Annotated in this window: 11 protein-coding genes; 6 read left to right on the forward strand and 5 right to left on the reverse strand. The window is 68.1% G+C overall.

The genetic code is table 11. The features are described from left to right. The first annotated feature begins 171 nt into the window (after positions 1-171). The 5 genes from CFB45_RS19750 (at position 172) to CFB45_RS19770 (ending at position 5,442) form a co-directional block, all read left to right on the forward strand. Complete coding sequence (locus tag CFB45_RS19750; RefSeq protein WP_089426992.1) at positions 172-1,242, forward strand: NAD(P)H-dependent flavin oxidoreductase; 1,071 nt, start codon at positions 172-174, stop codon at positions 1,240-1,242. Between the two features lie 80 nt (positions 1,243-1,322). Further along, positions 1,323-2,777, forward strand: a complete 1,455-nt coding sequence (locus CFB45_RS19755) for a M20 family metallopeptidase (protein ID WP_046548379.1) — start codon at positions 1,323-1,325, stop codon at positions 2,775-2,777. Positions 2,778-2,832: 55 nt separating this feature from the next. Next, entirely contained in the window at positions 2,833-3,942 is a 1,110-nt protein-coding gene (locus CFB45_RS19760; protein WP_089426993.1) for a malate/lactate/ureidoglycolate dehydrogenase, read from the forward strand. Continuing rightward, on the forward strand, positions 3,939-4,550 hold the full coding sequence (locus tag CFB45_RS19765; protein WP_089429051.1) for a TfoX/Sxy family protein: 612 nt from the start codon (positions 3,939-3,941) through the stop codon (positions 4,548-4,550). The genes CFB45_RS19760 and CFB45_RS19765 overlap by 4 nt, the downstream gene beginning before the upstream one ends. A 313-nt stretch (positions 4,551-4,863) precedes the next feature. Further along, entirely contained in the window at positions 4,864-5,442 is a 579-nt protein-coding gene (locus CFB45_RS19770) for an NnrU family protein (protein ID WP_089426994.1), read from the forward strand. Between the two features lie 99 nt (positions 5,443-5,541). Here CFB45_RS19770 and CFB45_RS19775 read toward each other — a convergent pair whose 3' ends face one another. Together CFB45_RS19775 and CFB45_RS19785 are read right to left on the reverse strand one after the other, a co-directional pair. Beyond that, positions 5,542-6,921: an amino acid permease gene (locus CFB45_RS19775; RefSeq protein WP_089426995.1), complete on the reverse strand. Its 1,380-nt coding sequence runs from the start codon at positions 6,919-6,921 to the stop codon at positions 5,542-5,544. Between the two features lie 298 nt (positions 6,922-7,219). After that, entirely contained in the window at positions 7,220-7,957 is a 738-nt protein-coding gene (locus tag CFB45_RS19785) for a sulfite exporter TauE/SafE family protein (RefSeq protein ID WP_089426996.1), read from the reverse strand. 623 nt (positions 7,958-8,580) lie between these two features. On the opposite strand from CFB45_RS19785, the gene CFB45_RS19790 reads away from it, so the two are divergent. After that, positions 8,581-9,876, forward strand: a complete 1,296-nt coding sequence (locus tag CFB45_RS19790; protein ID WP_089426997.1) for a right-handed parallel beta-helix repeat-containing protein — start codon at positions 8,581-8,583, stop codon at positions 9,874-9,876. A 48-nt stretch (positions 9,877-9,924) separates the two neighbouring features. Here CFB45_RS19790 and CFB45_RS19795 read toward each other — a convergent pair whose 3' ends face one another. The 3 genes from CFB45_RS19795 to CFB45_RS19805 all read right to left on the reverse strand — a co-directional run bounded on the left by CFB45_RS19795 (position 9,925) and on the right by CFB45_RS19805 (position 12,187). Next, positions 9,925-10,218 (reverse strand): DUF488 family protein, encoded by a 294-nt coding sequence (locus CFB45_RS19795; protein ID WP_089433019.1) that lies wholly within the window; start codon positions 10,216-10,218, stop codon positions 9,925-9,927. Between the two features lie 34 nt (positions 10,219-10,252). After that, positions 10,253-11,425, reverse strand: coding sequence for an FAD binding domain-containing protein (locus tag CFB45_RS19800; RefSeq protein WP_089429052.1), 1,173 nt, complete (start codon positions 11,423-11,425; stop codon positions 10,253-10,255). Between the two features lie 96 nt (positions 11,426-11,521). Then, the gene (locus CFB45_RS19805; RefSeq protein WP_089426998.1) at positions 11,522-12,187 is read right to left on the reverse strand and encodes a DsbA family oxidoreductase; all 666 of its coding nucleotides are present in this window, start codon (positions 12,185-12,187) and stop codon (positions 11,522-11,524) included. Positions 12,188-12,236: the final 49 nt, after the last annotated feature.

Here is a 12,236-nt window from a genome sequence, read left to right on the forward strand (position 1 = left end):
GATCGCGCAGCTGAATCTGCCGTAAATAATCATTTTTCCCGATTCGGTTAAATCAATTCGTGACGTAAATGGCGCACCAATCGGGGTTCGGGTTTGTCGGTTAATATCGGGCGCATCAAACGCGCGCCGCCGGCGCGCGCGACCACCGCTTCTTCCCCGAGGACGATTCCGATGACGACGCTGCCTTCCCGTTTGCCGCTGATCCAGGCGCCGATGGTCGGTTCGCTGAGCCCGCTCGCGATCGCGGTGTGCGAAGCCGGCGGGCTCGGCTCGCTCGCGTGCGCGGCGCTCGGCCCGCAGCAACTACGCGACGAGATCGCGGCGATCCGGGCGCGCACGCCCGCGCCGTTTAACGTGAACTTCTTCTGCCACACGCCGCCGGCGCCCGACGCCGAGGTCGAGGCACGCTGGCGTGTGGCGCTCGCCGGTTATTACGCGGAAGCCGGTCTCGATCCGGCCGACGTGAAGGGCGGCCCCGGCCGCGCGCCGTTCGACGATGCGATGTGCGCGGTCGTCGAGGAGCTGCGCCCGGCCGTCGTCAGCTTCCATTTCGGGTTGCCGGATGATGCGCTGCTCGAGCGCGTGCGGCGCACGGGTGCGTGGGTGGTGTCGTCCGCGACGACCGTCGAGGAAGCGCGCTGGCTCGATGCGCGCGACGTCGACGCGATCGTCGCGCAGGGCGCGGAGGCGGGCGGCCATCGCGGGATGTTCCTGACCGACGACATCCACGCGCAACCGGGCCTGTTCGCATTGCTGCCGCAGATCGTCGACGCGGTGCGCGCGCCGGTGATCGCGGCCGGCGCGATCGCCGACGGGCGCGGCATCGCGGCGGCGTTCGCGCTCGGTGCACGCGCGGTGCAGATCGGCACGGGCTACCTGCTGACGCCGCAAGCCGGCCGCTCGGCACAGCATCGCGCGGCGGTGCGCGCCGCGCGCGACGACGGCACACGCATGACCAACCTGTACACGGGCCGCCCCGCGCGCGGGCTGCTGACGCGCTTCATGCGCGAGCAGGGGCCGATGAGCGCGCTCGCGCCGGCGTTCCCGCTCGCGACGGCCGCGGTCGATCCGCTGCGCGGCGCATTCGAGCGGCAGGGCCGCGACGACTTCTCGCTGCTGTGGTCGGGCGAGGCCGCGGCGCTCGCGCGTGAAGCGGATGCGGGCGAACTGACGCAACGCCTGTGGCGCGACGCGCTGGCGTGTGCGGCGGGGCTGCGCGACGCGTTCCCGCAGGCGGTCTGAGCGGCCGGGAAGGGGGCGCCGGCGCGGGAGCATCGGCGTATCATCTGGGTTTTCGTCAGCCCGATCCAGGCACCACCACCATGACCTCCGTCGACACTACCCCCGTCCTCGACCATGACAAGCTCGTTACCTTCATCGAGCGCAAGTGGAACGATGAAATCCTCCACGCCCTGACTGACTACATCGCGATCCCCGCGAAGAGCCCCGCATTCGACCCCGACTGGGCGAAACGCGGCTATCTCGAGCGCGTCGTCACCGATGCCGCGCAGTGGGCCGAGCGCCAGCCCGTGAAGGGCCTGAAGCTCGAGATCGTGCGCCTGCCCGGCCGCACGCCGGTGATCTTCTTCGAATCGCCCGCCACGCGCTCGGGCAGCACCGACACGATCCTGCTGTACGGCCACCTCGACAAGCAGCCCGAATTCGACGGCTGGCGCGCGGACCTCGGCCCGTGGACGCCGAAGTACGAGAACGGCAAGCTGTACGGCCGCGGCGGCGCGGACGACGGCTATGCGATCTACGCGAGCCTCGCGGCGCTCGGCGCGCTCGACGAGCAGGGCATCGAGCGGCCGCGCTGCGTCGGCCTGATCGAGACCTGCGAGGAATCGGGCAGCTACGACCTGCTGCCGTACGTCGATGCGCTGCGCGACCGGCTCGGCCAGGTGTCGCTCGTCGTGTGCCTCGATTCGGGCGCCGGCAACTACGACCAGATGTGGCTCACCACGTCGCTGCGCGGGCTCGTGTCCGGCGACCTGCAGGTCGAGGTGCTCGAGGAAGGCGTGCACTCGGGCGTGTTCGGCGGCATCGCGCCGTCGAGCTTCCGCGTGATGCGCCAGCTGTTCGAACGCCTCGAGGACGCGAAGAACGGCAACCTGCTGCCGGGCGTGTTCCATTGCGAGATTCCCGATAGCCGCGTGCGCGAGGCCGAAGCGGCCGCATCGATCCTCGGCGACGCCGTATGGAAGGGGCTGCCGTGGGCCTGCGGCGCGGACGGCAAGCCGGTGCTGCCGACCACGACCGATCCGCGCGAGGCGCTGCTGAATTCGACGTGGCGTCCGTCGCTGTCGGTCACCGGCGCGGCCGGCCTGCCGGCGCTCGCCGATGCGGGCAACGTGCTGCGTCCGCGCACCGCGTTCAAGCTGTCGCTGCGCCTGCCCCCGCTCGTCGACGCCGCGCAGGCCGTGCAGCAGCTGAAGGAACTGCTCGAACTCGATCCGCCGTACAACGCGAAGGTCACGTTCAAGCCGGACGCGGGTGCCGCGACGGGCTGGAGCGCGCCGGATCTCGCACCGTGGCTCGCGTCGTCGCTCGATGCCGCGTCGCGCCGCCACTTCGGCGCCGATTGCGCGTACATGGGGCTCGGCGGCACGATCCCGCTGATGAACGTGCTGCAGGAAGGGTTCCCGTCCGCGCAGTTCATGGTATGCGGCGTGCTCGGGCCGAAGTCGAACGCGCACGGCCCGAACGAATTCCTGCACGTGCCGTACGCGAAGAAGCTGACGGCGGCGGTCGCGGACGTGATCGCGACCGCGCGCTGATTGCTTCGCGCTCAGCAGTGACCACTGTCCGACCCAACTTCACGGAACCTTGCCGATGACCGCACTGCCGACGCCCGATACCGAACCGCTGCGCATGCGCGCCGAACCGCTGCATGCATTCGTCGCGGCACTCTGGGAGCGGGCCGGCAGCAGCGAGCGCGAGGCAAGGCTCGTCGCCGATCACCTGGTCGGCGCGAATCTCGCGGGCCACGATTCGCACGGGATCGGGATGATCCCGAACTACGTCGCGTCGTGGCGGGAAGGGCAGTTGCAGCTGAACGGGCACGCGTCGATCGCGCGCGACGGCGGCGCGGTGCTGACGATCGACGGTGGGCGCGGCTTCGGCCAGGTGATCGCGTTCGAGGCGATGGTCGAAGGGATCGACCGTGCGCGACGCATGGGCATCTGCGCGATCGGGCTGCGCGACGTGCATCATCTCGGCCGCATCGGGCATTGGGCCGAGCAGTGCGCGCGTTCGGGGCTCGTGTCGTTCCATTTCGTCAACGTGCCGGGCGACCTGCTGGTCGCGCCGCTGCACGGCACCGATCCGCGCTTCGGCACGAACCCGTTCTGCGCCGCGTATCCGCGTGCGGGCCAGCCGCCGCTGCTGCTCGATTTCGCGACGAGCGCGATCGCGTACGGCAAGACGCGCGTCGCGTACAACCAGGGCAAGCGCGTGCCGGCCGGGTCGCTGATCGATTCTCGCGGCCAGCCGACCGACGATCCGGCCGTGATGCATGAACAGCCGTTCGGTGCGCTGCTGCCGTTCGGGCTGCACAAGGGGTACGCGCTGGCGGCGATGTGCGAGATTTTCGGCGGCGCGCTCGTCGGCGGGCATACGACCTACGGTGACACGCTGCAGAAGACGAGCGCGATCGTCAACGGGATGCTGTCGGTGCTGATCGACCCGAACGCGTTCGATGCGGCCGACGCGCAGCGCGAAGCCGATGCGTTCGTCGCATGGGCGAAGGCGTCGCCGCAGGCGGGCGATGCGCCGGTGCAGGTGCCGGGCGAGCCGGAGGAAGCGAGCCGCGCGGCGCGCGGTGCCGGCGGCATCCCGGTCGATCGCGCGACGTGGCGGCAGATTCGCGAGAGCGCGGCGGCGATCGGCTTCGACGAAGCCGAGCTCGACGCGTGGACGCAGCGCTGCAGGGCATCCGCATGAGCTGGCAATCGGAACAGGCGCACGGCGAGGAGATCGCGTATCAGCTCGCGCCGCTCGGCAACGTCACGGTCGCGCGCTTCTTCAGCGGTGCGGCGCTGCGGCTCGACGGCGTGATGTTCGGCTTCATGTCGCGCGGGTCGCTGTTCCTGCGTGTGGATGACGTGAACCGTCCGGCGTTCGTCGCGGCGGGGATGGGGCCGTTCTCGTACGAGCGGCCCACGCGCACGGTTTCGCTCGACGGCTATTACGAAACGCCGGCCGACGTGCTCGAGGATGCCGGCGCGCTGTTCGACTGGTGCCGCAGCGCGTATCGCGCGGCGCTGCTGGCGGGGCCGCCGAAGCGCAAGGCCAGGGCGGTGGCGAAAGCGAAGCCGGCGCAGCAAGTGAAGCTCGCGTCGAAGCGGGTCGCCAAGCCGGTATCGAAAGGACTGCCGATAGCTGCGCCGGTTCAAGAAGCGAAGCCCGCGTCGAAGCGAATCGCCAAACCGGCATCGAAAGCGTCGCCGAAGCCTGCTTCTGCACAGGAAGCCAAGTCGGCATCGAAGCGAACGATCAAGCCGCCGTCGACACCGGCAGCGAAATCCCCGGCGAAGCGCAAGCAAACATAGTGCCGGCCGCGCGAAGCGAAAGCCGCGCGACTTTTCTTTTTTGTCGCCCCGGCCGTCGCCCGACGATTCACGCGACATGCGCCGGCTGGCACAAGGGCAGCCGGGGGAGGGACACAGTCACGAAAGCGTCAAGCGCGTGCCGCACCGCACATCCCCCATGCTTCACAACGGCGGCCTCGGCGTTTATGATCGGCGCGGGTTGCACCCGTGCCTGGCGCGACCCTCGCCGGCCTCGCCACCGGCTCCGCGAACGGCGCATCGTACGCCGCGCGGGACGCTTCCCCCCACTCATCATTCCAGACGGAGACAGCCGATGCTCGTCCTGATTCTCGGTTTAGCGATCTTCCTCGGTGTGCACTCGATCCGGATCGTCGCGGACGGCTGGCGGTCAGCGACGATCGAGCGGATCGGCGAGAAGCGCTGGAAGGGCCCCTATGCGATCGCGTCGATCATCGGCTTCGTGCTGATCATCTGGGGGTACGGCATCGCGCGCCAGGGCGCGACGCTGCTGTGGGTGTCGCCCGTCGGCGTGCGCCACCTCACCGGCATGCTGACCGCGATCGCGTTCGTGCTGATCGCCGCCTCCTACGTGCCCGGCAACCGCATCAAGACGCTGGTCGGCCATCCGATGGTGGCCGGCGTGGCGGTGTGGGCCATCGCGCACCTGCTCGCGAACGGCACGCTGCACGCAGTCGTGCTGTTCGGCGCGTTCTTCGTATGGGCGCTGGTCGATTTCGTCGTGTGGCGCGCGCGTGACCGCCGCGATGGCGTGCGCTATCCGGCGGGCAGGCTGTCGGGCGACGTCGTGGCGATCGTGGCCGGGCTCGTCGTGTGGGCGCTCTTCGCACTGTTCCTGCACGGCTGGCTGATCGGCGTGCGGCCGTTCGGCTGAGCGGCCAAGAGATTGAGCGGCCGAGAGATTGAACAACTGAGACGTCGAGCAACCGAGCGGCGGCCGACCGGCGCGCCGCTCACCCGCCTGGAGCAACGGTCAGCGCGCCTTCGCGCCGGCCGTCTCGCCGAGTTGTGCCGGCTTGCGGCGCAGGAAATAGGCCGCGACGATCGCCAGCGCCGTCAATACCGTGAACCAGAACTGGAAGCGTGAATCCGGGTTGAACGCCTGCGAGCCGAGCACGGCCACCAGCGCCAGCAGTGCGATCCAGTTCGACACCGGATAAAACCACGCGCGGAACGCCTGCGGATCGCGCGGCGCGTGCTTGTCCTGCCGGCGCATCGCGAAGTGCGCGACGATGATGAAGATCCACACGATCATCACGAACGCGCCGCTGCTCTTCGCGAGCATCAGGAACAGGTCGCCGCCGCTCACGAAGTGAACGCCGAGGATCGACACGCAGATCGCGAGACACAGCACGAGCGCGTTCATCGGCACGCCTTTCGCGTTGGTCCGGCCGAACATCGCGGGCGCGTGGCCGCGCTGGCTGAGCGAGAACAGCATGCGCGAGTTCGAGAACAGGAACGAGTTCATCACCGACATGAACGACACGAACAGCACGATCTTCATCGCGACGGCCGCGCCCGTGAAGCCCGCCATGCTGAACAGCGACACGTACGGCGATTTCAGGTTGGCCTTGTCGGTCCACGGCATGCACAGGATCAGGATCGACACCGAGCCGACGTAGAACACCATCACGCGCACGATCACGCTCTTGATCGCCCGGATCACGTTCTTGCTCGGGTTCTCGGATTCGCCCGCCGCGACGGCCGCGATTTCGCTGCCGCCGAGCGAGAAGATCACGACCATCACGCCGGCCAGCACGGGCGCCATGCCGTTCGGCATGAAGCCGCCGTGATCGGTCAGGTTCACGAGCCCCGGCGCGGGAATGCGCGGCTGGAAGCCGAGCAGGATCGATGCGCCGAGCGCCATGAAGATGATGATCGTCGTCACCTTCGCGAACGACAGCCAGTATTCCGCTTCGCCGAACGAGCGCACCGAGTACGCGTTGCTCGCGATCAGCGTGACGAGCATGAACAGCGCGCCGCCCCACACCGGCAGCCACGGCAGGAAATCGTGGAGGATCGCACCGAGCAGGATCGCCTCGACGGTGATCGTCATCATCGACTTGAACCAGTACAGCCAGCCGACCGCGAAGCCGGCCCATTCGCCGAGATAGCTGCTTGCGTAGGTGGAGAACGATCCGCTGTCGGGGTTGCGGGACGCCATTTCGCCGAGCATGAACATGACCAGCGTGACGATCACGCCGCCGATCAGGTACGACAGGATCGCCGCGGGGCCGGCGGTCGCGATGATGGCGCCGGAGCCGACGAACAGGCCCGCGCCGATCACGCCGCCAAGCGCGATCATCGTGATGTGCCGTTGCTTGAGGCTTTGCCTCAACGAGTTGTCCTGCATCTCCTACCTCTAGTTATTGTTGGCCCGTTGGCCGGGAACGCATCGGGCCGCGCGGCGGCAAGCGTGCTGCCGCCGCATGGGGCGCCGATGTCGAGGGAGCGTGTGTGACGCGATGTGCCGGGCCGCCGGCGGTGAATCGGAATGGCGGCCGCGAAGTGCCGGTCGGTGCCCGCGAGAGGGCGATGACGACGACCCCCGGATTGTGGGCGGACACCGTCGTCACGGCAAACGAGATATGCGAAAGACGTCTTGCGGTTTGCTCATCAATTGCCGCGATGGCGGCAGGCGTGCGCGCGCGTCAGATCGGCTTGGCGAACAACCCGACGGTCAGCACCGCGCCGATGCAGACGATCCCGATCCGCAGCACGCGTTCGTTCACGCGATGCAGCGCCCAGGTGCCGAGCAGCCCGCCGACGATCGCGCCGCCGCCGAGCGCGAGCGCCTTGCCCCAGTGCAGGTGCGGCGACGTCAGGAACAGCACGACGGCCGATGCGTTCATCACGCCCGCGAGCGCGTTCTTCGTCGACATCGCGTGGCGCGGCGACAGGCCGGCCATCGTCAGCACGGCCATCATCAGGAAGCCGAGCCCGCCGCCGAAGTAGCCGCCGTAGATCGCGATCATGAACTGCGAGAGCGCGGCGGGGACGGTGCCGAGGTGGGCCGTGCCTTCGCCCGGCTTGCGGAAAAAGCTGCCCCACGCGAACACGATCGTCGCGAACAGCACGAGCCACGGCACGAGGCGCGAGAAGATCGACGACGGAGTCTTCAGCAACAGCAGCCCGCCGAGCGCACCGCCGACCACGCTGATGAAGAACATCGCGCGAAACGACAGCCTGCCGACGCCGCGCACCATCTTGCGGCTCGCCCAGCCGGTCGTGACCTGCGCGGGAAACAGCGCGACCGTCGACGTGATGTTCGCCGCGAGCGGCGACATGCCCGACACGATCAGCGCGGGCAGCGTGACGAACGAGCCGCCGCCGGCGAGGGTGTTCTGCAGTCCGGCCCACAGGCCGGCGAGGATGACGAGAGCGAGCATGGGAGCGGGCGCGGAAGGTGGCGGGGCTCACCTGCCGGAAGCGGGCAGGCGCGGCGAACGCACGATGGTAATGCAGGACCGCGGGCGGCGTGAATGGGTGCGACCGCGGTGTCGTCGCGGGCCTTCCTGGCCGGCGCAGCCCACGGTGCCGGCTGGCCCGCGACCAAGGTCGAGGATGGCCCGGGCGGGCAGACGGGCGGTCTTACGACGTCGCGCGGCCAATGTCGGATTGTCGAACGACGCGCGTGAAATAGACTGGTTGATGAGCGGCGGGAAAGAACCGGCAGGGTTGGGGGGCAGCCGGCGTCCGGTGCGCTCGGGAACGCAGTTCCTGTTGACGGGTTCGATTCCGGCCACGCGGTGCCGGCGCGTCGGAATCGGGCCGCCTTTCCTCGGGGGACACGCATGGGCGCCGGCGGGCGAACAGGCGACCGGGTGTCGATCGCGGCCACGCGACGGCGCTTCGTTGCCGTTGCTCCGCCGCATCGGCGGAGCAAATGAATGTCGCAGTCGGGATGGTGCGCCGCGTGTGTCACGCGCCGTGCGATCGCCGTTGCTCGAACGCCTCGCGACCGCCAGCCGTTGGCCGGTCGTCGCGGGCGAACGGGCGTGAGAGAACAACCATGAAAAAGTCGTTTCGAGGGGTCGGTCCGAGTACGGCCGTCTGTCTGATCTGCACCGCATGTTTCGCCGCATCGCCGGCGGCCGCCTACACGCCGGGCGGTGTTCGTCATGCGCATCCGTCGCGCAGCGCGCCGGCGCTTTCGACCGTGACCGTCCAGCCGACGGCGAACGGCGGCGACCAGGCCGACGCGCTGCAGGCCGCGTTCGATGCATTGCAGCCGGGCCAGCGCCTCGTGCTCGCGCCGGGACGCTACATCGTCGGCCGGTCGCTGACGGTGTCCAAGGCGGACGTCGTGATCTCGGGCTATGGCGCGACGCTGGTTGCGACCAACCCGGCTGATCAGACCATCGTGATGAGCGGCAGCGGTTCGACGCTCGTCGGCGTCACGCTGGTCGGCACGGGTACGACGCGGCTGACGACGCCCGCATCGACGAAGGTCGAGGTGACGGGCACCGGCGTCCAGGTGCTCGGCGTGACGATCCAGGGTGGCGCCAGCGCCGGGATCTTCGTGTTCGGCGGCAACAGCGTGGCGATCGTGGGCAACACCGTGCAGGCGACGCTGGCCGACGGCATCCACACCACGTACGGCTCGACCAACGTGCTGGTGCGCGGCAACACGGTGAAGAACACCGGGGACGACCTGATCGCCGTCGTCAGCTACCAGGGCGACGGCCGCCTCAGCGCCAACGTGTTGATTGACGGGAACACGGTATCGGGAAACTACTGGGGGCGGGGCATCTCCGTGGTCGGCGGGCGGACCGTGACGATTTCGAACAACACCGTCAGCGGCGTGCAGAAGGCGGCCGGCATCCTGGTCGCGCAGGAGGATAGCTGGAAAACCTACGGCGTGTCGGACGTGCTGATCGAGAACAACGTCGTCGGCGCGATCCAGGACGGCACGAATGCGAACAACGGCCTGCCGCCTACCCATCAGGCCGCGATCGAGCTCGATACCTGGTCGGGGATGGTGTCGTACGTCGTCGTGAAGGGCAACCGCGTATCGGGCTCGGGCTATGACGGCTTCCGGGCGGTGGGGAACGTCTGCCATTTCGCGGTGGCCGACACGGCGCTCGCGTCGATCGCCGGCATGCCGGTGTCGCTGCTGACGAACAACTGCCCGGCCGCCGATATCGTCGCGTACGGCAATTCACTGGGTGGCGTGGCGCTGGCGACGCCGGTCGGTGCTTCCCCGTCCGGGACGATTCCGGCCGGCGGCGCGGTGACGTCGGGGATGCCGGCGGTGCGCACGAGCCTGATGCAGGCGAATGGCGCGGCCGCATCGGCGCGGAACTGACGATGTTCGCGACGCGCTGCCGGCCGTGCCATCGAACGGGGCGCCGCGCTATGCGTTCGGGGGCGCGGTTGCCCCCGGCGCCGTGGCGTCGTCCCCGGCGTCCGGATAGACGATCGTGCCGTCAGGCCGGATCACCGCGCCGGCCGTCAGGTGCGCGGGTTCCACGCGGTGGGGGCCCATGATGTGCAGCACCGTTTCGCCGCGCGCGATCAGGTAGTCGGACACGATCCGCCGGTGGCAGCGCCACCACACCGCTTCCGAGCACATGATCGCGCAGCGCTGCCCGTGTTCCGCGACGATAGCCGCTTCCGCTTGGCGACGTGTGCCCGACGCCGCCGCCACACGGCTTCGCGCCAGTATGTGCGGCCGTTGTTGCTCAAGCGCTCGTCAGGACGACATGGCTGCGCGGGATGCCCATGATCCGGTCGCCGATGTTCATTCCCCATTCGGTCATGTCGATGCCCTGACTCAATTGTTCAGCCTGCCAACGCGACAGGGCTGCATCGATGTCGGAATCCGCGGATTGCAGCGCCGTGGCCAACGTCAATGCGTTGGCGGCTGCCTTGGCGGTACTGCCCGCGGTATGAGGGCGCGGAACGAAGGCGGCGTCGCCCAGCAGGATCGCTCTGCCATACACCATCTGCTTCACCTGCAGATCCAGGATGGCCTGGACGAACGGTTCGTGGGTGGCTTCAACCAACGTCTGGAAAGTCGGCGCGAGAAGCGCCTTCGACGCCTGCGTCAGGCTGGCGAGGTCTTCGTCTTTCAATGCGCCCGGAGGCAGCGAAAACGAGTGGCGTATCCCGGAGCGGTCGGTCAATAACGATGAGAGTTCTTCGCCGTGGGCAACCTTCCGGTACCACACCCAGTTCCAGCGCCGCTGACCTTCCTGCGTCGACAGGTCTTCGCCCGGGACGAGATATTCGAGCATCAGGTGACCGGGGCCTTGCTGGAAGGCAAAGGTTCCCTTGAGAACATCCGCGGCGCTTGCCGGGAGTGCCGCTTCAGGAACGAGCCCGCGCCACGCGACATATCCGGCGTAGGTGGGTGCCAGGCCGGCAGAAACTTGTTCTCGGACCGTGGAGCGTGCGCCGTCCGCGCCGACGAGCAGATCGCCGGTTTCGATGCGGCCGCTGGCAAAGCAGGCGGTGATCCGGTCGCCGTTCTGTTCAAAGCGGACGAAGCGCTCGCCCGGATGAAAGACCTGCGCGGGCAGGTGCGCCTTCATCGTGCCGTAGAGCATGTTCCAGGACGTCTGGGTCTGCGGCATGAAGCTGCGCTGGATGACGCGATCGGTATGGTCCAGGTAGATGCGGTCGCCCGACCGCACGCCGAGCGCGGCGTCGGTCTGAATTCCGGCGAAATGAAATGCTGACAGGACGTCGCCCTGCAACACGATTCCACCCCCTCGGCTGTCCAGTTCACTCGGGGAGCGCTCGAAGATGTCGACGTCCCACCCCGCGGCTTGCAGCGTCGTTGCAGTAAAGAGCCCGCCGAGCGAGCCGCCGATGATCAGTGCGCGCGGCCTGGCTTTTGCGGTGGCGACCATGAATCTCTCCAAACGAGTAGCGTGTGTTGTGCTTGGCGCGCATGCCCGATTCAGCGAATCGAGCGTGCGCGCTTGCGTTCACCTGCAGGTGTCGGTTCAGACGGCGGCTTTGGCGGTTGTGTCGCCGGCGGCGTGCCGAAGCACTTCAGCGAGTACCGAAACCGGTTGTGCACCGCTAACCGGAACGCCGCCCACACGGATTGTCGGCACCGACCGGATGCCGGCCGCCCCGGCCCGCAGTTCGTCGGCAACGACTTCGCGCTCGCCGTCGTTCGTCGCCAGGAAACTGCGCACTTCGTCAGCGTCGAAACCCGTCCTTTCCGCGAGGCTGACCAAAACCTCGGCCATGCCGATGTCCTGTCCGTCGGAAAAGTAGGCCGAGAAAACCGCCTCGAACAGTGCTTCGGTCCGGGCCGCATCTCCCTTGGACTGAGCGAGGAACATCAGGCGATGGGCAAGCCGCGTGTTGGGCGTGACCGCTACGCGGTCGTAGTTGAATTCGACACCTGCGCGTTTGCCCGCCAGCGTGACGTCGGCATCCATTGCCTGCGAACGTGCCCAGCTTCCGAATTTGGCGCTGCGATAGGCTTTTCGATCGATTCCGTCCTTGGGCATGGTCGGATTGAGTTCATACGGAAGGTACTTGACGGTCGGTGCGACGGCCAGGTTGGCCTCCCGGAGCGCTGCCTTGAGATGTGCGTGGCCGATCCAGCACCACGGGCAGATGAAGTCGTACGTGACCTGGATGTCGAGCGGATTCATTTGGAGGCTCCTTGCGTTGACGGTTCAAGCACTTTAGGCTTTGCGTCAG

This window comes from Burkholderia sp. HI2500 (assembly GCF_002223055.1).
Classification (GTDB): domain Bacteria; phylum Pseudomonadota; class Gammaproteobacteria; order Burkholderiales; family Burkholderiaceae; genus Burkholderia.